This window comes from Hydrogenophaga sp. (assembly GCF_019264445.1).
Taxonomy (GTDB): Bacteria; Pseudomonadota; Gammaproteobacteria; order Burkholderiales; family Burkholderiaceae_C; genus Hydrogenophaga.
Genome location: NZ_JAHVAB010000057.1, coordinates 25,670 through 44,663, shown reverse-complemented (window position 1 = coordinate 44,663; position 18,994 = coordinate 25,670). Strand labels below are relative to the sequence as shown.

Genomic DNA, 18,994 nt, shown 5'->3' with positions numbered 1-18,994 from the left:
GTCAAAAGATGTCCCCTGAAACACCCTTGGGGGTATGCTCCGGCCATGGATGCCCAAACCATCAAAGTCGCCTGCTCCAGCTGCAACCTGCGCGAACTCTGCCTCCCCATGGGATTGAACCCGGACGAGATGGAGAAACTCGACAAGGTCATTTCCAAGCGCCGACGCATCAAGCGTGGCGCGGCGCTCTTCAATGTGGGCGACAAGTTCACTTCGCTCTACGCCGTGCGCTCGGGCTTCTTCAAGACCTGCGTGACCACGGCCGACGGGCGCGACCAGGTGACCGGCTTCCAGATGACGGGCGAGATCATCGGCCTGGATGGCATCGTCAGTGACCACCATTCGTGCAACGCCGTGGCGCTGGAAGACGCCGAGGTCTGCGTGATGCCGTTTGACCAGGTGGAAGAGCTCTCGCGCGAGTTCAACACGCTGCAGCACCATGTGCACAAGATCATGAGCCGCGAAATCGTGCGCGACCATGGCGTGATGCTGCTGCTGGGCAGCATGCGGGCCGAAGAGCGGCTCGCCGCCTTCCTGCTCAACCTGGTGCAGCGCCTGCACGCGCGCGGTTTCTCGCAGTCCGAGCTGGTGCTGCGCATGACGCGCGAGGAGATCGGCAGCTACCTCGGCATGAAGCTGGAGACGGTGAGCCGCACCTTCTCCAAGTTCGTCGAGGACGGCATCATCGACGTCAAGCAGCGCTACGTTCACATCAAGAGCACGGACGGCCTGCGCCAGATCGTCAACCCTCAGACCTGCGGCTGACCAGCAGGACGGTCAAGGCGCTGGATGCGGCGGTGACCGCCCAGAACACGAAGAACGACACGGTGTAGACCGCCTGCCGAGACCAGCCCAGGGGATCGCCGCCGGAGCGGTGCAGGTCGCTCGGGTCGACCATCGCAAACACCACCATCTCCAGCACCGCCGCCAGCAGGAAAGCCGGCCAGGCGATGCCCACCCAGTCGCGCGTTTCCATGTTCAGCGATCTGCCGCGGGCACCACGGGCGATGCGGCGTGGTTGCGGGCCTGGTGGGCGGGCTGCAGCTTGATGAGCGCATCGGCTTTGGCCTGACCCTGCAGCACCAGCGCGGCTTCGCGGTCGCGCTCGAACACCGCCTTGTCCAGCACGGGGTCGGCATGGCGCACCGCGATGAACGCGGTGATGAGGCTGGCCACCACCACGGCCAGCGGGCCGCCGACCACCAGCCACATCTGCGGCACGCGCCACCAGGCCACGGCAGGGGCAGCGGCGGTTGAGGATGAGGGATTCATGGATATCTCCTTGAGTGACAGCATCGGGACTCAGCGCGGTACGAGGAACGCCGCTTTTTCAGTGACATGGATCGCGTCGTCGCCCAGCGCGCGGATCTCGAAGGCGATGGGGTGCGAGCCCGCGCTGGCCGCGTCGGGAGGGATCTGCACCCGCACCGCCACGGCACGCGCCTCGGTCGACAGCACCTGCACCTCGGCACCTGAAGCCAGCGCAATGCCGGGCAGGCCCGACACGCTGATGGCGTAGCGCTGGGGCTGCTCGGTGGCATTCATGATCTGCAGGCGGAACACGTTTTCAATGCGCCCCTGCTCCACCATGCGCGCCAGGGCACCGCGGTCGCGGATCACGTCCACCTTCAACGGGGTGCGCAGCAGCAGGCTCATGCCCACGGCCAGCGTGATGGCCAGCAGGATGCCGGTGTAGACCAGCACGCGCGGGCGTATGGCGCGCTTGAGCATTTGCCGCGTGTCCCAACCACGGGCCACGCCGTTCTGGGTCGAGAAGCGGATCAACCCGCGCGGATAGCCCACCTTGTCCATCACGTCGTCGCACACGTCCACGCAGGCGGCGCAGCCAATGCACTCGTACTGCAGGCCCTTGCGGATGTCGATGCCGGTGGGACACACCTGCACGCACAGCGTGCAATCCACACACGAGCCCAAACCCAGCGCCTTGGGGTCGGCTTTCTTCGAACGCGCCCCGCGCGGCTCGCCGCGCTGCGCGTCGTAGGTGACGATCATGGTGTCCTTGTCGAACATCGCACTCTGGAAGCGCGCGTAGGGACACATGTATTTGCACACCTGCTCGCGCAGAAAGCCGGCGTTGCCGTAGGTGGCAAACCCGTAGAAGCCGACCCAGAACAGCTGCCAGGGCCCGAGCGATGCGGCCAGCGTGAGCGCGCCGAGCTCGCGCATCGGCGTGAAGTAGCCCACAAACGTGAAACCGGTCCACAGCGCCACGGCGATCCACAGCGCGTGCTTGAGCGTCTTCTTGCCCAGCTTGGTGGCCGAGAGCTTCGCGTTGTCCAGGCGCATGCGCGCCGAGCGGTCGCCCTCCACCTTCTTCTCGATCCACATGAAGATCTCGGTGTAGACCGTTTGCGGGCAGGTGAAGCCGCACCACAGCCGCCCCGCCACCGCCGTGAACAGAAAGAGCGACAGCGCAGAGATGACCAGCAGGCCCGTGAGATAGATGAAGTCCTGCGGATACAGCACCAGGCCAAACAGGTAGAACCGCCGCGCCTCCAGGTCAAACAGCACCGCCTGCCGCGCGTTCCACTGCAGCCAGGGCAGCCCGTAGAACACCAGCTGCGTGAGCCACACCATGGCCCAGCGCCAGCGGGCGAACACGCCCGACACCGAGCGCGGCTGGATCTTCTCGCGCGAGGCGTAGAGGGACACCATCTCCCCGTCGTCGGCAACGGGCACGATGGGAATGGGGGCTCTGGCAGAGGCAGGGGTGGGGTTCACGGTGGTTCAGGCGGCGCGCCCGTTCAGTTGGCGGCTGCGGTCTCCGCCTTGTTGGACAGGCCCCAGATGTAGGCGGTCAACACGTGGATCTGGTCGGCGTTGAGCTTGCCGGCCTGCGCCGGCATCTGGTTGGTGAAGCCTTTGGTGATGGCGCGCACCACCGCCTCTTCACCCCAGCCATGCAGCCAGGTGTTGTCGCTCAGGTTGGGCGCGCCCATGGCGGGGTTGCCCTTGCCTTCCATGCCATGGCAGGCAGCGCAGGCGCCGAACTTGTTGCGGCCGATCGCTGCGCGCACCGAGTCGTGCGGGCTGCCCGAGAGGCTGAGCACGTAATGCGCGACGTTGCGCACGTCCTCGGGTGTGCCCACGGCAGCGGCCATCGGCGGCATCACGCCCATGCGGCCTTCGGTGATGGTGGTCTTGATCACAGCCGGGTCGCCGCCCCAGAGCCAGTCGTTGTCGGTGAGGTTGGGGAAGCCTTTGGCGCCGCGCGCGTCCGAGCCGTGGCACTGCGCGCAGTTGTTCATGAACAGGCGCTCGCCAATGGCCATGGCCGGCGCGCTGCCCGCCAGTTGCGGCGGCGTCATGCTGGCGAACTGGGCGTAGATGGGGGCAATGGTCTTCTCCACCTTCGCCACCTCGGCCTGGTGCTGGCCTTGGGAAGACCAGCCCAGCAGCCCCTGGTACTTGCCGAAGGTCGGGTACAGCACGCCATAGGCGAGCGCAAACAACACGGTGATGACGAACAGGTAGACCCACCACTTGGGCAGCGGGTTGTTCATCTCACGCAAGTCGCCGTCCCACACATGGCCGGTGGTGTTGTCGGCCGAGGCCTTGACCTTGGTCGTGCCGCTGATCCAGAGCAGGACCAGACAGGCCAGGATGCTGACGAGGGTCAGCCCGGCGGCGTACCAAGTCCAGAATTCGCTGGTGAAGTCGCTCATGACGGTTCTTTCGTGCGGTCGTTGGTGGCGTCTTCCTGAAACGGCAGCATGGCCGCTTCATCGAAGCGCGACTGATTGCGCCGGGACCAGGCCCAGGCCACGATGCCCAGGAAGGTCATCAGGCTGATCACGGTGACGGCGCTGCGAAGGTCGTTGATGTCCATGGTGTGTTCTCCCTGGCACTTACTTGATGGCGGTGCCCAGCACCTGCAGGTAGGCAATGAGCGCGTCCATGTCGGTCTTGCCTTTCACATCGGCCACAGACGAGGCGATTTCCTCGTCGGTGTAGGGCGCGCCCAGCGTGCGCAGCACCTGCATGCGCTTGGGCAAGCCGGTTTCGTCCACGGTCTTTTTCTCCAGCCAGGAATAGGCCGGCATGTTCGACTCGGGCACGAGATCGCGCGGGTTGTTCAGGTGGATGCGGTGCCAATCATCGGAGTAGCGCCCACCCACGCGGGCGAGGTCGGGGCCGGTGCGCTTGCTGCCCCACTGGAATGGCCGGTCGTAGACGAATTCGCCCGCCACCGAGTAGTGGCCGTAGCGCAGCGTCTCGGCCTGGAAGGGGCGGATCATCTGCGAGTGGCAGTTGTAGCAACCCTCGCGCACGTACACGTCGCGCCCGGCAATCTGCAGCGCGCTGTAGGGCTTGAGGCCTTCCACCGGCTGGGTGGTGGACTTCTGGAAGAACAGCGGAACGATTTCGACCAGCCCGCCGACCGCGATCACCAGCACGATGAGCACGATCATGAGGAAGTTGTTGGTCTCGATGCGCTCGTGCGTGAAACCTTGTGGTTTGTGGTTGGACATGGTGTGGTCCTCAGGCGTGAGCGGGGTTGAGCGCGGGAATGCGGACGTCTTCTGCCCGGCCACTGCGCGCGGTCATCACCGTGTTCCACAGCATCACCAGCATGCCGCCGAGGTACAGCAGGCCACCGGCGAGGCGGATCACATAGAACGGGAAGGTGGCCTTGACGGATTCGACGAAGGTGTAGGTCAGGCTGCCGTCGGGGTTGACGGCGCGCCACATCAAGCCCTGCATGACCCCTGCGATCCACATGGCAGCGATGTAGAGCACGATGCCGATGGTGGCGATCCAGAAGTGCAGCTCGATGGCGGGCACCGAGTACATCTTTTTCTGCCCATACAGGCGCGGGATCAGGTAGTACATGGAGCCCATGGTCACCAGGCCCACCCAGCCCAGGGCACCCGAGTGCACGTGGCCAATGGTCCAGTCGGTGTAGTGGCTCAGTGCGTTCACCGTCTTGATCGACATCATCGGACCCTCAAAGGTCGACATGCCGTAGAACGAGAGCGAGACGATGAGGAAGCGCAGGATCGGGTCGTCGCGCAGTTTGTGCCACGCGCCCGAGAGGGTCATGATGCCGTTGATCATGCCGCCCCAGCTGGGCGCCAGCAGGATCAGCGAGAACACCATGCCGACCGATTGCGTCCAGTCCGGCAGCGCGGTGTAGTGCAGGTGGTGCGGGCCGGCCCACATGTAGGTGAAGATCAGCGCCCAGAAGTGCACGATCGACAGGCGATACGAATACACCGGGCGCTCGGCCTGCTTGGGAATGAAGTAATACATCATCCCCAGGAAACCGGCGGTGAGGAAGAAGCCCACCGCGTTGTGGCCGTACCACCACTGCACCATGGCGTCCTGCACGCCGGCGTAGGCCGAGTAGCTCTTGAACAGGTCCACCGGCACTGCCGCGCTGTTGACGATGTGCAGCACCGCCACCGCCAGAATGAACGCGCCGAAGAACCAGTTGGCCACGTAGATGTGGCGCACCTTGCGCACGCCGATGGTGCCGAAGAACACGATGGCATAGGCCACCCACACCACCGCAATCAGCAGGTCGATGGGCCACTCCAGCTCGGCGTATTCCTTGCCCTGCGTGTAGCCCAGGGGCAATGAAATGGCCGCCAGCACGATCACGAGCTGCCAGCCCCAGAAGGTGAACTCGGCCAGCTTGTCCGAGAAGATGCGGACCTGGCAGGTGCGCTGCACCACGTAGTAGCTGGCGGCAAACAGACCGCAGCCGCCAAACGCGAAGATCACCGCGTTGGTGTGCAGCGGCCGCAAGCGGCCATAAGAGAGCCACTCGACACCCATGTTGAGGGCGGGCCAGGTGAGCTGGGCGGCGATGATCACGCCCACCAGCATCCCCACCACGCCCCACACCACGGTCATGAGGGCGAATTGCCGAACAACCCGGTCGTTGTAGACCGCCGATGGGCTGGCCTTGTTGGTCACGGACATACAGAACTCCTCGCAAATGTCACTGATGCCAGTGTGCGCAGGGTGTCTGTTTTGCGCCTTGACCTACATCAAGCGCGACCTTGTTTGCACGCTCAATCGCCCTTGAGAATGCGCTCGCCTTCGCGCTCGATGTTGTCGAACTGGCCGGCCTGCAACGCCCACCAGAACACGCCGATGATCCCGAAGACGAGCAGGACAGAAACGGGGATGAGGAGGTAGAGGATGTCCATGAGAAACCTTCAGCGGCGCGCCAGGCGCAGCGCGTTGCCGATCACCAGCAGCGAGCTGGCGGCCATGCCCAGACCGGCCAGCCAGGGCGGCATGAAACCCATGAGCGCCAGCGGCACGCACACCAGGTTGTAGGCCGCTGCCCACACCAGGTTCTGCCGCACGGTGCGCAGCGTGGCGCGCGCCTGCACGAGCGTGCGCACCACGTCCATCACCTGACCACCCTGCACGATGAAGTCGGACTGCGCCTGCGCCAGCGGTGCCGCGTGACCGAGTGCAAACGAGGTGTTGGCGCGCGCCAGCACCGGTCCGTCGTTCAGGCCATCGCCCACCATCGCCACCTGCAGGCCACGCGCCTGCATGGCCGCGATCTCGGCCAGCTTCTGTTCGGGCGATGCGCTGGCCACCACGTGGTCCACCCCCACCGCCAGCCCCACCTGCCGCGCGGCAGCCTCGTGGTCGCCCGACAGCAGCCAGGTGCGCACGCCGAGCTCGCGCAGGGCGCACACGGCCTCGTGCGCGTCTTCGCGCAGGCTTTCCTGCAGCTCGAAGCTGGCCAGCCAGCCCCGTGCATCGCCGAGGTACACCACGGGCACGCCGTCGGGCATGAGGCGCTGGGCCTCCACGCCACAAAACGCCGCAGAGCCCAGCCGCACCCAGGCGCCATCGTCCTGCAGCGCCTGCATGCCGTGCCCGGCACGCTCGGTGTGGCCGGCCAGCGGGGCCAGCCCTGAAGGCGCCTTCCGAGCCTGCTCTGCGATCGCGCGCGAGACCGGGTGCAGCGAGCCCTCGGCCAGGGCACCGGCCAGCGCGAGCGCCTGCGCTTCGCTGACGCCCTCGCGCGTGCTCACACGGCGCAGCTGCAGCCGGTCGTGCGTGAGGGTGCCGGTCTTGTCGAACACCACGGCGTCGATGCCGGCCAGCGCCTCGAAGGCCTGCAGCCGTCGCACCAGCACACCGCGCCGCGCCAGCGCCCCGGCCGAGGCCAGCATGGCCGCCGGCGTGGCCAGCGAGAGCGCACAGGGGCAGGTGACGATGAGCACCGCCACGGCCACCGCCAGCGCCTGGGTGTGATCGACCTGCCACCACCCGGCAAAGGCCAGCACCGCGGCGAGCAACACCAGCAGCAGAAACGGCGCGGCCACGCGGTCGGCGAGCACGGCCAGGCGTGGCCGCTCGGTGGAGGCGCGCTCCATGAGCTGCACGATCTGGGCAAAACGGGTGTCTGGCCCCACGCGGTTCAGGCGCACCCGCACCGGGCCGCCCAGGTTGAAGCTGCCCGCCACCACGCCCTGCCCGGCCTTGATGGCCACCGGGTGCGACTCGCCTGTGAGCAGCGCCTCATCCACCTGCGCCACCCCATCGAGCAGTTCGCCGTCGGCGGGAAAGGCCTGCCCAGCCTGCACGCGCACGGTGTCGCCCACCTTCAGACGCCGCAGCGACACCGACTCGTAGCCCCCCTCGGCCTTCTGCCGGTCACAGACCTCGGGCAGGCGGTTCATCAGGCTGTCGAGCGCTCCCGCTGTGCGGTCGCGCGCCTTGTGTTCGAGGTAGCGCCCGCCCAGCAGGAAGAACACGAACATGGTGAGCGAGTCGAACCACACCTCGGTGCCCCAGGGTCCGGCGGGGTCGAAGGTGGCGGCCGAGCTCACGAGAAACGTCACCAGGATGCCGATGGAGACCGGCGTGTCCATGCCGACGCGGCCATGCCGCAGGTCGCGCCAGGCGCTGGCAAAGAAAGGGCCACTGGCAAAGAACACCACCGGCAGGCTGATCACCCAGCTCGCCCAGCGCAGCAGCTGCTCGATGTCGGGCGGAATGTCGCCCGGCGTGGTCACGTACGCGGGCCACGCGTACATCATCACCTGCATCATGCAAAAGCCCGCCACGAACAGGCGCCAGAGCGCCTGGCGCGTCTCGCGCAGGCGCTCGCTGACCGACAAGGCCTGCTGCATGGGCAACAGGCGGTAACCCACGTCGCCCACCTTGCGGGCGAGGTCTGACAGGCGCGTCTGCGAGGGTTGCCATTGCAAGGTGAGGCGGCGCGTGGCGGCGTGCACCTGTGCGCGGCGCACACCGCGCTGGCCCTGCAAGGCCGCTTCCACCGTGTCGGCACAGGCAGCGCAATACATCCCCTGCACCACCAGCACCGACTCGGCCTCGTCCGGAGCGAGGCCTTGCAGGTCGCTGCGCGTGAAGGTGTCCTGCTCGACCGGGTCGTCCAGCACGGCGAAGTCGTCGGTCACCGTCAGCGGGCCGCGGTGCAGGCCGAGCCACTCCATGCCAGCGCCAGCCCTGGCCGGGGTGGCAGGGTCAACGGTGGGGACAGCAGGCACGCGGCTTGCCGGCAAAACGGACGCAGCTTGAGGCATGGCGCAAGCCTAGTTCACGTCGTGTTTCAACCCTTTGACATAGGTCAACCCCGGCGGTGCGCATCGGACTAACCTGAGGCCTCTGCCATCAACACACAAGGAGCACTCCATGTACAAGCGCATTCTGGTAGCGACCGACGGCTCAAAACTGTCGCAAATGGCGGTGGATCACACCCTGAACCTGGCGGACCTGACGGGCGCAGAAGTGGTGGCGCTGAAGGTGATTCCGCGCTACCCGCAAACGTACTTCGAGGGCGGCGTGGCCCTGGCCGCGGCCGAGATCGCCCGCATCGAGAAGCAGTGGCACGACGAAGCGATGACCGCGGTGACGGCGGTGAAGTCAGCCGGGCAATTGCTGGAGGTGAAGGTCAAGCCGGTGACGGTGAAGGCCGACCTGGTGGCCGAGGCGATCATCGCCACGGCCAAGCGCAGCAAGTGCGACCTGATCGTGATGGCCTCGCACGGGCGGCGCGGCATCAAGCGGCTGCTGATGGGCAGCGAGACGCAGCAGGTGCTGACGCACTCGCACGTTCCGGTGCTCGTGCTGCGCTGACCCGCCTCAGGCGAACAGACCCTTGTGCTGCTCGCGCAGCAGGTTCTTCTGCACCTTGCCCATGGTGTTGCGCGGCAGCTCGGCCACCACGAAGCAGCGCTTGGGGATCTTGAAGTTGGCCAGGCGCGCCTTGAGCGCCGCCACCACCGCGTCCGGGTCCACCACCGCGCCGGGCTTGGCAATCACCACCGCCACGCCGACTTCGCCAAAGTCGGGGTGCGGCACGCCCACCACCGCACTCTCGGCCACACCGGGCATTTCGTTGATGCAACCCTCGATCTCGGCCGGGTACACGTTGTAGCCCCCCGAGATGATCAGGTCCTTGCTGCGCCCCACGATGCTCACGTAGCCACGCTCGTCAATGCGCCCCACATCGCCGGTCTTGAAGAATCCGTCTGCCGTGAATTCTTCGGCAGTCTTCTCCGGCATGCGCCAGTAGCCCTTGAACACATTGGGCCCGCGCACCTGAATGGCGCCGATCTCGCCCACCGGCACGGTCCGGGTGTGTTCATCCACCACGCGCAGCTCGTTGCCCGGCAGGGGAAAGCCCACCGTGCCACCACGCCGCTCACTCGCGCCGCCAAAGCGCGCGTCCGCCGCATAGGGGTTGGAGGTGATCATCACCGTCTCGCTCATGCCGTAGCGCTCCAGGATGGTGTGGCCGGTGCGGGTTTTCCAGTCGTCAAAGGTTTCGATAAGCAGCGGCGCGGAGCCGGAGATGAACAGCCGCATGTGCGCCACCTGCTGCTTCGTGAGGCCGGGCTCCGCCAGCAAGCGCACATACAGCGTCGGCACGCCCATGAACACGGTGGCGCGCGGAAACAGCTCCACCACCGCGCGCGGCTCGAACTTGTTGAGCCACAGCATCGGGCTGCCATTGAGCAGCGCCCCGTGAATGGCGACGAACAAGCCGTGCACGTGAAAGATGGGCAGCGCATGGATCAGCACGTCGCCCTGCTGCCAGCCCCAGTACTGGCGCAGCACCTGGGCGTTGCTCAGCATGTTGCCGTGCGAGAGCATGGCCCCCTTGCTGCGCCCGGTGGTGCCGCTGGTGTAGATGATCACGCCGAGGTCGTCGGCGCCGCTGACCGCAGGCGTGTGCTGGTCGCTGTGGTGGGCGGCGCGCTGCAGCAGGCTGCCGGTGCGGTCGTCGTCGAGCGTGAACACATGGCGCGTGCCGGCCTTGAAAGCGATCTTCGACACCCAGCCGAAGTTGGCCTGGCTGCACACCACCACGGCGGGCTCGGCGTTGCCAATGAAGTACTCGATCTCGCCGGACTGGTAAGCCGTGTTCAGCGGCAGGAACACGTGACCTGCGCGCAGCGTGGCGAGGTACAGCACCAGCGCCTCCACCGACTTTTCCACCTGCGCCGCGATGCGCGAGCCCGCGGGCAGCTTCAGCGAATCGAGCAGGTTGGCCATCATGGCGCTGGCGCGGTCCAGGTCGCGCCAGGTGTAGCGCAGGCCCGCGTGGGCGCCGCCCACTGTCTCCACGGCGGTGGTGTCCAGGTCGGCGGGGAACGACGCGCGCAGCGCGGCATACAGGTTGTGGTTGTTCATGGTGTTTGAACGGTGGTTTCAGAAAACGGGTTGTCGCTTGGCCAGGAAGGCGTCGATGCCTTCGTGGTGTTCGGCGCTGTCGGCGTAGCGGTACGCACCGGCCACCACAGCGTCCATGGGTTCATTGCCTGCGCACAGCGCGCGCAGGGTTTGCTTGTTCAGGCGTGCCGCCTGCGGGGCGAGGCGGGCCATGCGCTGGGCACGGGTTTGCACGTGCGCTGCCACCTCGGCATCGGGCAGCACGGCATTCAGGAAGCCGCGGGCGCGCATCTCATCGGCGGCGACCACGGCCGCCTCCAGCAGCATTTCGCGGGCGGTGGCCACGCCGGCTTCGCGGGCCACCAGCTGCGCCTCGCGCGGGGCCATGGGAAAGCCCAGCCGGGCGATGGGCGCACCAAAGCGTGCGCCCTGCCCGGCCACGCGGATGTCGCAGCAACTGGCGATTTCCACGCCGGCGCCCATGCAGTTGCCCTCGATCTGTGCGATCAGCGGCAGGTCGCAAGCCAGCATGGCCTGCAGGCCGCCCCACACATCGTTCTCATGGAAGTCGCGCAACTGCGCTTCGTCAAAGCGGAAGTCGGGGTACTCGGCAATGTCGCCGCCCGCACAGAAGTGGCCGCCCTCGCCCGCCACCACCGCGCCGCGCAGCCCGGTGTCGGCTTGCAGCGCGGTGAAGACAGCCTTGAGCTGGCGCCACATCGCGCGCGACATGGCGTTGAATTTGCCGGCATGGGCCAGCGTGACCCACGCCAGCCCGTCGGCCACCGAGCAACGGACCTGACCGCTCATTCGAGCGTGGCGCCCGAGGCCTTGACCACGTCGGCCCACTTGCGGATCTCGCCCTTGACGAAGGCGTCGAACTGCGGACCGCTCACGTTGGCAAACTCTGCGCCCTGACTGGCCCAGACGGCCTTGGCTTCGTCGGTGCTCACGGCCTTTCGGATTTCCTCGATGGCGCGCGCCTGCGCATCGGCCGGTGTGCCACGCGGCGCCCACACGCCGTACCAGGTGGTCACGTTGTAGTCGGGCAGGCCCATTTCGGCGGCGCAGGGCACGTCGGGCAAAGCGGGGCTGCGCTTGTTGCCCGAGACCATCAGGGCCTTGATGCGACCGCCCTTGATGTGCGCAGCAGAAGAACCCAGGCCGTCGAACATCACGTCCACCTGGCCGGCAATGAGATCGTTGAGCGCGGGGCCCGCGCCGCGGTACGGAATGTGGGTGATGAAGGTTTTCGTCTGCTGCTTGAAGAGCTCGCCCGCGAGGTGGTGCGAGGTGCCACCGCCCGCCGAGGCGTAGTTCAGCTTGCCGGGATTGGACTTGACCATGGCCAGGAACTCCTTGAAGTTGGCCGCCGTCACGCGCTTGGGGTTGACCACCACCACCTGCGGCACGCTGGCCACCAGGATCAGCGGGACCATGTCTTTCTCCAGGTCGTAGTCGAGCTTGGGGTACATGCTCGGTGCAATGGCGTGGTGCACCGCGCCCATGAAGAGCGTGTAGCCATCGGGCGCGGCCTTGGCCGCGATGCCGGCGCCCAGCGTGCCACCCGCGCCACCGCGGTTGTCGATCACCAGGCTCTTGCCCGTCAGGCGGGAAAACTGCGCGGCCATGGGGCGGGCAAAGGCGTCGGTGCCACCACCGGCAGGGAACGGCACGATCATCGTCACCGGCTTGCTCGGCCAGGTCGACTGTGCGTGACCCGCCGTGGCGTAAAGGGTGGCGCTGGCCATGGCCGCGCGCAAGATGTCTCTTCTGTTCAGGCTGTCCGTCATGCTGTTGTCTCCTGTGGTTGAAATGGCGGCGTCAAAGGTATAGGTCTTTGATCGCTGCGGCTATCGGGATTTTTCCCTGCGCGAGCAAGGCCCGGTGCTTGTCCAGGCGCTTGAGGTCATAGAGGTAGTTCACCATCAGCCCGTGGGACTGCTTGAGGCCTTTGGCCGAAGGGTCGGCCGCCCAGTTCAGCCGCTCCACCCGCGCACCGTTGCCCAGGTGAAAGCGGGCCACCGGGTCCAGCGGTTTGCCGTTGTGCAGCTCTTCGCCCAGGTACCGTGCGGCCCATCCCATGAGGGTGCGGCGCTCGGGGGCGCCTTCGGCCAGTTCGTCGACCCGCTCCCAGGTCTTCACGAGCTCGGCCGGTGCGTTCTTCGCGAGCCAGCCGCGCAGCCCGGGAATGGGCGAGAGGGTGGCAAAGGTCTTGAGGCGCGGAAACTCCTGCTTGAGCGTTTCCACCACGCGTTTGATGAGCGAGTCGCCAAAGCTCACACCCTTCAGGCCCGTCTGCGTGTTGCTGATGGAATAGAAGATGGCGGTGGTCGCCTTGTCCAGGTCCGCCGGCTCGGCCGATTCGTCGAGCAGCGGCGTGATGCTGGCGGCGATCTCGTTCATGAGCGCCACCTCCACAAAGATCAGCGGCTCGCCGGGCAACCGCGGATGAAAGAAGCCGTAGCAGCGCCGGTCGCTGTCCAGCCGGTTCTTCACGTCGGACCAGCTGCGGATGTCGTGCACCGCTTCGTACTTGATGAGCTTTTCCACCAGCGAGGCGGGCGAATCCCAGGTGATGCGCTGCAGGTCGAGGAAACCCACGTCAAACCAGGTGGAGAACATGTATTCCATCTCGACATCGAGCGCGAGCAGGCGCTTGTCGGTCTTGAGTTGTGGCTGAAACTCGGCACGCATGTCCACCAGAAAGCGCACACCGTCGGGGTTGGCGCTGAAGCGCTGCAGCAGGCGGCGCCGGGGCGACACGGTGGCGCGGCGGTACAGCACCTCGGCGGCCGCCTCATCGGGCGTGCCCACCGCCGCAGCGAACTGGGCCTGTGCCTGCTTCACATGCTGCGGGTCGGCCACAAAGCGCTCGCTCATGAGCAGCCACAGGTCGCGCCGGTGGGGCGGCGTGGCACTGGCGTACCAGTCCATCATGGCTTGCGCGCGCCGTCCGCCTTCGACCTCGCTCACCAGCGGGTCCACGATGGCCTGCAGCTCCTTGAGCGACTGGCGCAGCATGCGGGGCGACATCGCCTCCTCGTCGTGCCTCAAGGTCGCCTTGAGCCGCTCCTGGGTCGTGCGCGGGGCGGAGACCTTGGGGGCTGGGCGCAGCATCGAGACGCCCTGTGCAAGCCAGTCGGGGGGAGTCACGGGAATACCTCCAGGTGGGGCGCGGTGGTGCGGGTGGCGGGGCGAAGGCGAGGCAGCGCGTTCATGCCTTGAGCCGGGACTTCTGGCTGCGCGCGAGGTCGCGCAAGGCCACGCGCTGGCGCGTGAGGTGGGTTCGCATGGCGGCTTCCGCGCCCTCGGCGTCGCGCGCCTTGAGCGCCGCAAACACGGCCATGTGCTCCGACAGGCTCTGGTCCAGCCGGCCCGGCGCGTGCAGCTGCTGCAGGCGCGCGAGCTTGACGATCTTGCGCAGGTCAACGATCACCTGCGCCAGCCAGCGGTTGTTGGCCAGGGTGATGATGGCCTCGTGGATGGCGAAATTGGCCTCGTAGTACTCGTTGATGAGCCGGGCTTTGGCGCAGCGGTTGAGCCGCTCGTGCAGTTGCTCCAGCGTGGCGAGGTCCGCGTCGGTAGCGTTGTTGGCGGCTTCAAACGCGCAGCGACCCTCGAGCAGCGCGATCACAGGGAAGATGTCGTCCAGATCGCTTTCGGTGACCTCGCTCACAAAGCACCCGCGCCGTGGCTCGTGCCTGAGCAAACCCTCAGCCGTGAGCACCTTGAGCGCTTCGCGCAGTGGCGTGCGCGAGATCGCCAGTTCGGCGCACAACGCGTGCTCGTCAACAAAACTGCCCGGCGCCAGTGCCCCCGCAAAGATGCGTTCCCGCAACTTCGTGGCCACCTCGTCGTGCAAAGAGTTGAGCATGGACCGCCTCTGTAATCACCTGTAATTACAGATAATTCTAGGCCGGCATGGCGCAAGCGCCAGCCGTAGTTACCCTAGGTTTTTCAGCGGGCCGGCTGCCGGCCGAACCACCACCACATGAAGGCGCCGCCCACGATCATGGGCACGCACAGCCACTGGCCCATGCTCATGCCCAGCGAGAGCAAGCCAAGGTGGGCATCGGGCTCGCGGAAGAATTCCGCGATGAAGCGGAACACGCCGTACCCGAACAGGAACACGGCGGACACCTGGCCGCGCGCATGTTCCTTGCGCGCGTAGAACCACAGCAGCACGAAGAGCAGCAGGCCCTCCAGCAGGAACTGGTACACCTGCGACGGATGCCGAGGCAAGTCCCCCGCACCGCGAAACACCATGCCCCACGGCAGCGACGGATCGGCCACACGACCCCAGAGCTCGCCGTTGATGAAATTGCCCAGCCGGCCTGCGGCCAGCCCGGTGGGCACGCAAGGCGCCACGAAGTCCATCACCTGCATGAAGGGCCGCTGGCGGCTGCGGGCGTACCACACCATCGCCAGCATCACGCCGATCAGGCCACCATGAAAACTCATGCCGCCCTGCCACACCGCAAACACTTCAAGTGGGTTGGACAGGTAGTACGCCGGCTTGTAGAACAGGCAATACCCCACCCGGCCACCCGCCACCACGCCCAGCACACCCAGAAAGAGGATGTCCTCCACGTCGCGCCGCGTCCAGGGCGGCTGCGTCACGCTTGCAAAGGGCGGGTACTTCAGGCGGGCGTTCGCCAGCAGCAAGAAGAGGCCAAAGGCCAGCAGATAGGTGAGCCCATACCAGTGGATGGCCAGCGGGCCGAGCTGCAGGGCGACGGGATCGATCTGGGGATGTTGGAGCATGGCGGCATTGTCGCAGGGCGGCCCGGCGGGCCGTCTGCAAGTTCAGCGCTCGGCAGCATTCGAAGGGGCGGCACGCGTGGCCAAGGCCTGCGCGCCCTGCGCCTGCGCAAAGTCAATGAAGTGGGCAAGCGCCGGGCTCACGGCATCGCTTCGCCACACCAGACTCGTGTCACACACCGGGACCGAGCGCCCGCCCGGCGGGCGCGCGCTGCGGTACACCACGCCCGGGCGCTGGAACTGCCGCACACTCTGCGGCACCCAGGCCAGGCCCAATCCCGCCGACACCAGGTTGACGATGGTCTGCATCTGGATCGCCTCCTGCGCCACCTGCGGCACGCGACCGGAAGCGTGGTACATCGAAAAGATCGCGTCGTGCAGCGTGGGCAGGATGCGCCGCGGAAAAATCACCAGGGGCTCGTTCAACAAGGCGCCCAGCCCCGGGCGGTCCGAGACGGCCAGGGGGTGCGATTCCGGCAACGCCATCACCAGGGGTTCGCTGCCGATGCGTGCCTGCGCCAAGCCCGGCGCCTGCCAGCCCGGCGAATGCAGCACCATGCCCGCGTCCACCTCGCCGCGCGCGAGCAACTCCAGCTGCACATCACCCGTGGCTTCGATCAGCTCCAGCCCCACCTGCGGCCAGCGCTGGCGAAAGGCGCGCACCCAACGCGGCAGCAGCTCAAAGCCCACGGTGGACACGAATGCCAGGCGCAGGCGGCCAAGCTCCCCGGCGGCGGCGGCCCGTGCCAACTCCGGCAGGCTGCGCGCCCGCGCCAGCAGTTCACGCACCTGGGGCAGCAGCGCGGCGCCCGCGGGCGTGATCTGCACGCTGCGGCGGGTGCGCTCGAACAGCACCACGCCCAGCGACTGCTCCAGCCCCGCAATGGCCTGGGTGAGTGGCGGCTGCGTCATGTGCAGCCGCGCCGCCGCACGGCCAAAGTGCAACTCTTCGGCCAGCGTCACAAACTGACGCCACTGGCGCAATTCAATGCGCGACGCTTTGGGTGAATCACTCATACGCGCAGCATATCAATGCAAGCCTTCAAAGCAATTGGAAAGCCCCTGCCGCCTGACGCATACTTGCGCGGGTGCCGGCCGGGCCCTGGCCCCGCATGCCCTCCCCTCATCCCCCCCACGAAGAGACATCCATGGCAGACAGCAAGACCATCTCCATCAAGCCGATCAACAGCCGCAGCGCCAACATCACGCAGGGCAAGTCGCGCGCGCCCAACCGCTCCATGTACTACGCCATGGGCTACGAGGAAAGCGACTTCAAGAAGCCCATGGTCGGCGTCGCCAACGGCCACAGCACCATCACGCCCTGCAACAGCGGCCTGCAAAAGCTGGCCGATGCGGCGGTGGCGGGCATTGAAGAAGCAGGCGGCAACGCGCAGATCTTCGGCACGCCCACCATCTCGGACGGCATGGCCATGGGCACGGAAGGCATGAAGTACTCGCTGGTGAGCCGCGAGGTGATTTCCGACTGCATCGAAACCTGCGTGCAGGGCCAGTGGATGGACGGTGTGGTGGTGGTCGGCGGCTGCGACAAGAACATGCCCGGCGGCATGATGGGCATGCTGCGCGCCAACGTGCCCGCCATCTATGTGTACGGCGGCACCATCCTGCCGGGCCGCTACAAGGGCCAGGACCTGAACATCGTCAGCGTGTTCGAAGCGGTGGGCCAGAACGCCGCCGGCAACCTGAGCGACGAAGACCTGCGCGAGATCGAGATGCGCGCCATCCCGGGCTCAGGCTCGTGCGGTGGCATGTACACGGCCAACACCATGTCCTCGTCGTTTGAGGCGCTGGGCCTGTCGCTGCCCTACTCCAGCACCATGGCCAACCCGCACGACGAGAAACAGAACTCGGCCAAGGAGTCGGCACGGGTGCTGATCGAGGCGATCAAGAAGGACATCAAGCCACGCGACATCGTCACCAAGAAGGCGCTGGAAAACGCCGTGGCCGTGATCATGGCCACCGGCGGCTCCACCAACGCGGTGCTGCACTTCCTGGCCATTGCGCACGCGGCCGGGGTGGAGTGGTCCATCGACGACTTCGAGCGCATCCGCAAGCGCACGCCCGTGCTGTGCGACCTCAAGCCGTCGGGCAAGTACCTCGCGGTGGACCTGCATCAGGCCGGCGGCATTCCGCAAGTCATGAAGGTGCTGCTCAACGCCGGTCTGCTGCACGGCGACTGCCTGACCATCAGCGGCCAGACCGTGGCCGAAGTGCTCAAGGACGTGCCCGATGCACCGCGCGCCGACCAGGACGTGATCCGCCCGATCGACAAGCCCATGTACGCCGAAGGCCACCTGGCCATTCTCAAGGGCAACCTCAGCCCCGAGGGCGCGGTCGCCAAGATCACGGGCTTGAAGAACCCCGTGATCACCGGCCCGGCGCGTGTGTTTGACGACGAACAGTCGGCCCTCAAGGCCATTCTGGACGGCAAGATCGTCGCCGGCGATGTGATGGTGTTGCGCTACCTCGGCCCCAAGGGCGGCCCGGGCATGCCGGAAATGCTGGCCCCCACCGGCGCCCTCATTGGCGCGGGATTGGGCGAAAGTGTCGGCCTGATCACCGACGGCCGTTTCAGCGGCGGCACCTGGGGCATGGTGGTGGGCCACGTGGCGCCTGAGGCTGCGGCCGGCGGCACGATTGCGTTCGTGAACGAAGGCGACTCCATCACCATCGACGCGCACAAGCTGCAGCTGGAGCTGCATGTGCCTGAGGAAGAGATTGCCCGTCGCCGCGCCCAGTGGACGGCACCGGCACCGCGCTACACGCGTGGCGTGCAGGCCAAGTTTGCCTTCAACGCTTCCAGCGCCAGCAAGGGCGCTGTGCTCGACAACTATTGAGCGAACCTTCAGCGCGAGCGGCCCTTGGTCTTGATGCCCAGGCTCTCGCGCTGCTTGTCGATGCGGTCCTGCTTCTTCTGCTCCATCTTCTCCATGGCCTTGCGCTTGGTGTAGCCAGAGCTGTCTGCCCAAGCCCACCACGCCACGGCCATCGCAAAGGGCGAGAGCACCCACCACCAGGACCAGCCGGCCACGAAACCGACCTCCAGGTACTTCAGCAGCAACAGCACGACGCCGGTGATCAGCAAATACATCACAAACTCCGGTAAAGCCCCCGTGAAGCGGGCAAGAAACTGTAAGCGTTCGTTTCCTGCAGAGAGTGCCTCGGTAAAATTGCGCCGTTACCCTCTCTCGCAATCACCACAAGGACACCCCATGAAACGAGCTCTCCTGATTATGGCTGCCATGACCACGCTGGCCGCTCCGGCTTTCGCCGACGAAGCCCTTGCCAAGAGCAAGAACTGCATGGCCTGCCACGCTGTGGACAAGAAACTCGTGGGCCCCTCCTACAAGGACGTGGCCAAGAAGTACGCCGGGGACGCCAAGGCCGTGGATGCCCTGGCAGCCAAGATCATGAAGGGCGGCTCCGGCGTGTGGGGCGCGATCCCCATGCCCGCCAACCCGCAGGTGAATGACGCCGACGCCAAGAAGCTGGCCGCCTGGGTGCTCAGCACCAAGTAATCCCTCTGCCGGGCTTCACCCATAAAAAAACCCGCTGGTCTCCAGCGGGTTTT

General features: G+C 66.4%; 21 protein-coding genes. 4 read left to right on the top strand and 17 right to left on the bottom strand.

The features are described 5' to 3' along the window. The first annotated feature begins 45 nt into the window (after positions 1-45). A complete protein-coding gene (fnr, locus tag KXJ60_RS10500; RefSeq protein ID WP_291126988.1) occupies positions 46-765 on the top strand; it encodes a fumarate/nitrate reduction transcriptional regulator Fnr in 720 nt (239 codons plus the stop codon). On the opposite strand, the gene KXJ60_RS10495 is transcribed toward fnr, so the two are convergent. The 9 genes from KXJ60_RS10495 to KXJ60_RS10455 all read right to left on the bottom strand — a co-directional run bounded on the left by KXJ60_RS10495 (position 743) and on the right by KXJ60_RS10455 (position 8,459). After that, complete coding sequence (locus KXJ60_RS10495; protein ID WP_291126986.1) at positions 743-976, bottom strand: hypothetical protein; 234 nt, start codon at positions 974-976, stop codon at positions 743-745. The genes fnr and KXJ60_RS10495 overlap by 23 nt on opposite strands. Positions 977-978: 2 nt before the next feature. Continuing rightward, on the bottom strand, positions 979-1,272 hold the full coding sequence (locus KXJ60_RS10490; RefSeq protein ID WP_291126984.1) for a nitrogen fixation protein FixH: 294 nt from the start codon (positions 1,270-1,272) through the stop codon (positions 979-981). 30 nt (positions 1,273-1,302) lie between these two features. Continuing rightward, on the bottom strand, positions 1,303-2,676 hold the full coding sequence (ccoG, locus tag KXJ60_RS10485; protein WP_291127121.1) for a cytochrome c oxidase accessory protein CcoG: 1,374 nt from the start codon (positions 2,674-2,676) through the stop codon (positions 1,303-1,305). 89 nt (positions 2,677-2,765) lie between these two features. Then, complete coding sequence (ccoP, locus tag KXJ60_RS10480; protein WP_291126982.1) at positions 2,766-3,686, bottom strand: cytochrome-c oxidase, cbb3-type subunit III; 921 nt, start codon at positions 3,684-3,686, stop codon at positions 2,766-2,768. After that, a complete protein-coding gene (locus KXJ60_RS10475; RefSeq protein WP_291126980.1) occupies positions 3,683-3,850 on the bottom strand; it encodes a cbb3-type cytochrome c oxidase subunit 3 in 168 nt (55 codons plus the stop codon). Before KXJ60_RS10475 ends, ccoP begins: the two co-directional genes overlap by 4 nt. Positions 3,851-3,869: 19 nt before the next feature. Continuing rightward, positions 3,870-4,493, bottom strand: a complete 624-nt coding sequence (gene ccoO / locus KXJ60_RS10470) for a cytochrome-c oxidase, cbb3-type subunit II (RefSeq protein ID WP_291126979.1) — start codon at positions 4,491-4,493, stop codon at positions 3,870-3,872. Positions 4,494-4,503: 10 nt separating this feature from the next. Further along, positions 4,504-5,949 (bottom strand): cytochrome-c oxidase, cbb3-type subunit I, encoded by a 1,446-nt coding sequence (ccoN, locus tag KXJ60_RS10465; protein ID WP_291126977.1) that lies wholly within the window; start codon positions 5,947-5,949, stop codon positions 4,504-4,506. Positions 5,950-6,041: 92 nt separating this feature from the next. Next, positions 6,042-6,179 carry a cbb3-type cytochrome oxidase assembly protein CcoS gene (ccoS, locus tag KXJ60_RS10460; RefSeq protein WP_291126975.1) on the bottom strand — a complete coding sequence of 46 codons (138 nt, stop codon included), beginning with the start codon at positions 6,177-6,179 and terminating at the stop codon, positions 6,042-6,044. Positions 6,180-6,188: 9 nt separating this feature from the next. Further along, entirely contained in the window at positions 6,189-8,459 is a 2,271-nt protein-coding gene (locus tag KXJ60_RS10455) for a cation-translocating P-type ATPase (protein ID WP_291126973.1), read from the bottom strand. 199 nt (positions 8,460-8,658) lie between these two features. On the opposite strand from KXJ60_RS10455, the gene KXJ60_RS10450 reads away from it, so the two are divergent. Further along, positions 8,659-9,102: a universal stress protein gene (locus KXJ60_RS10450; RefSeq protein WP_291126971.1), complete on the top strand. Its 444-nt coding sequence runs from the start codon at positions 8,659-8,661 to the stop codon at positions 9,100-9,102. Positions 9,103-9,108: 6 nt separating this feature from the next. On the opposite strand, the gene KXJ60_RS10445 is transcribed toward KXJ60_RS10450, so the two are convergent. The 7 genes from KXJ60_RS10445 to KXJ60_RS10415 all read right to left on the bottom strand — a co-directional run bounded on the left by KXJ60_RS10445 (position 9,109) and on the right by KXJ60_RS10415 (position 16,422). Then, complete coding sequence (locus KXJ60_RS10445; protein WP_291126969.1) at positions 9,109-10,662, bottom strand: malonyl-CoA synthase; 1,554 nt, start codon at positions 10,660-10,662, stop codon at positions 9,109-9,111. Positions 10,663-10,680: 18 nt separating this feature from the next. Continuing rightward, positions 10,681-11,451: an enoyl-CoA hydratase/isomerase family protein gene (locus KXJ60_RS10440; protein WP_291126967.1), complete on the bottom strand. Its 771-nt coding sequence runs from the start codon at positions 11,449-11,451 to the stop codon at positions 10,681-10,683. Beyond that, a complete protein-coding gene (locus tag KXJ60_RS10435; RefSeq protein ID WP_291126965.1) occupies positions 11,448-12,434 on the bottom strand; it encodes a tripartite tricarboxylate transporter substrate binding protein in 987 nt (328 codons plus the stop codon). The genes KXJ60_RS10440 and KXJ60_RS10435 overlap by 4 nt, the downstream gene beginning before the upstream one ends. Before the next feature lie 31 nt (positions 12,435-12,465). Then, on the bottom strand, positions 12,466-13,761 hold the full coding sequence (locus tag KXJ60_RS10430; RefSeq protein WP_291127119.1) for a malonyl-CoA decarboxylase family protein: 1,296 nt from the start codon (positions 13,759-13,761) through the stop codon (positions 12,466-12,468). A 97-nt stretch (positions 13,762-13,858) separates the two neighbouring features. Then, entirely contained in the window at positions 13,859-14,518 is a 660-nt protein-coding gene (locus tag KXJ60_RS10425; protein ID WP_291126963.1) for a GntR family transcriptional regulator, read from the bottom strand. A gap of 83 nt (positions 14,519-14,601) precedes the next feature. Continuing rightward, entirely contained in the window at positions 14,602-15,408 is an 807-nt protein-coding gene (gene lgt / locus KXJ60_RS10420) for a prolipoprotein diacylglyceryl transferase (protein WP_291126961.1), read from the bottom strand. 42 nt (positions 15,409-15,450) lie between these two features. Continuing rightward, on the bottom strand, positions 15,451-16,422 hold the full coding sequence (locus KXJ60_RS10415; RefSeq protein WP_291126959.1) for a LysR family transcriptional regulator: 972 nt from the start codon (positions 16,420-16,422) through the stop codon (positions 15,451-15,453). A gap of 131 nt (positions 16,423-16,553) precedes the next feature. On the opposite strand from KXJ60_RS10415, the gene ilvD reads away from it, so the two are divergent. Then, entirely contained in the window at positions 16,554-18,260 is a 1,707-nt protein-coding gene (ilvD, locus tag KXJ60_RS10410; RefSeq protein WP_291126957.1) for a dihydroxy-acid dehydratase, read from the top strand. 8 nt (positions 18,261-18,268) lie between these two features. Here the strand turns inward: ilvD and KXJ60_RS10405 are convergent, their stop codons facing one another. After that, positions 18,269-18,514, bottom strand: a complete 246-nt coding sequence (locus KXJ60_RS10405; RefSeq protein WP_291126955.1) for a TIGR04438 family Trp-rich protein — start codon at positions 18,512-18,514, stop codon at positions 18,269-18,271. A gap of 121 nt (positions 18,515-18,635) precedes the next feature. Here KXJ60_RS10405 and KXJ60_RS10400 point away from each other — a divergent pair, with 121 nt between their 5' ends. Next, positions 18,636-18,941 carry a c-type cytochrome gene (locus KXJ60_RS10400; protein ID WP_291126954.1) on the top strand — a complete coding sequence of 102 codons (306 nt, stop codon included), beginning with the start codon at positions 18,636-18,638 and terminating at the stop codon, positions 18,939-18,941. The last annotated feature ends 53 nt before the right edge of the window (positions 18,942-18,994 follow it).

Coding starts and splice junctions, on each gene's coding strand:
- fnr (WP_291126988.1), top strand. CDS start 46: ATGGATGCCCAAACCATCAAAGTCGCCTGCTCCAGCTGCAACCTGCGC.
- KXJ60_RS10495 (WP_291126986.1), bottom strand. CDS start 976: ATGGAAACGCGCGACTGGGTGGGCATCGCCTGGCCGGCTTTCCTGCTG.
- KXJ60_RS10490 (WP_291126984.1), bottom strand. CDS start 1,272: ATGAATCCCTCATCCTCAACCGCCGCTGCCCCTGCCGTGGCCTGGTGG.
- ccoG (WP_291127121.1), bottom strand. CDS start 2,676: ATGGTGTCCCTCTACGCCTCGCGCGAGAAGATCCAGCCGCGCTCGGTG.
- ccoP (WP_291126982.1), bottom strand. CDS start 3,686: ATGAGCGACTTCACCAGCGAATTCTGGACTTGGTACGCCGCCGGGCTG.
- KXJ60_RS10475 (WP_291126980.1), bottom strand. CDS start 3,850: ATGGACATCAACGACCTTCGCAGCGCCGTCACCGTGATCAGCCTGATG.
- ccoO (WP_291126979.1), bottom strand. CDS start 4,493: ATGTCCAACCACAAACCACAAGGTTTCACGCACGAGCGCATCGAGACC.
- ccoN (WP_291126977.1), bottom strand. CDS start 5,949: ATGTCCGTGACCAACAAGGCCAGCCCATCGGCGGTCTACAACGACCGG.
- ccoS (WP_291126975.1), bottom strand. CDS start 6,179: ATGGACATCCTCTACCTCCTCATCCCCGTTTCTGTCCTGCTCGTCTTC.
- KXJ60_RS10455 (WP_291126973.1), bottom strand. CDS start 8,459: ATGGAGTGGCTCGGCCTGCACCGCGGCCCGCTGACGGTGACCGACGAC.
- KXJ60_RS10450 (WP_291126971.1), top strand. CDS start 8,659: ATGTACAAGCGCATTCTGGTAGCGACCGACGGCTCAAAACTGTCGCAA.
- KXJ60_RS10445 (WP_291126969.1), bottom strand. CDS start 10,662: ATGAACAACCACAACCTGTATGCCGCGCTGCGCGCGTCGTTCCCCGCC.
- KXJ60_RS10440 (WP_291126967.1), bottom strand. CDS start 11,451: ATGAGCGGTCAGGTCCGTTGCTCGGTGGCCGACGGGCTGGCGTGGGTC.
- KXJ60_RS10435 (WP_291126965.1), bottom strand. CDS start 12,434: ATGACGGACAGCCTGAACAGAAGAGACATCTTGCGCGCGGCCATGGCC.
- KXJ60_RS10430 (WP_291127119.1), bottom strand. CDS start 13,761: ATGCTGCGCCCAGCCCCCAAGGTCTCCGCCCCGCGCACGACCCAGGAG.
- KXJ60_RS10425 (WP_291126963.1), bottom strand. CDS start 14,518: ATGCTCAACTCTTTGCACGACGAGGTGGCCACGAAGTTGCGGGAACGC.
- lgt (WP_291126961.1), bottom strand. CDS start 15,408: ATGCTCCAACATCCCCAGATCGATCCCGTCGCCCTGCAGCTCGGCCCG.
- KXJ60_RS10415 (WP_291126959.1), bottom strand. CDS start 16,422: ATGAGTGATTCACCCAAAGCGTCGCGCATTGAATTGCGCCAGTGGCGT.
- ilvD (WP_291126957.1), top strand. CDS start 16,554: ATGGCAGACAGCAAGACCATCTCCATCAAGCCGATCAACAGCCGCAGC.
- KXJ60_RS10405 (WP_291126955.1), bottom strand. CDS start 18,514: ATGTATTTGCTGATCACCGGCGTCGTGCTGTTGCTGCTGAAGTACCTG.
- KXJ60_RS10400 (WP_291126954.1), top strand. CDS start 18,636: ATGAAACGAGCTCTCCTGATTATGGCTGCCATGACCACGCTGGCCGCT.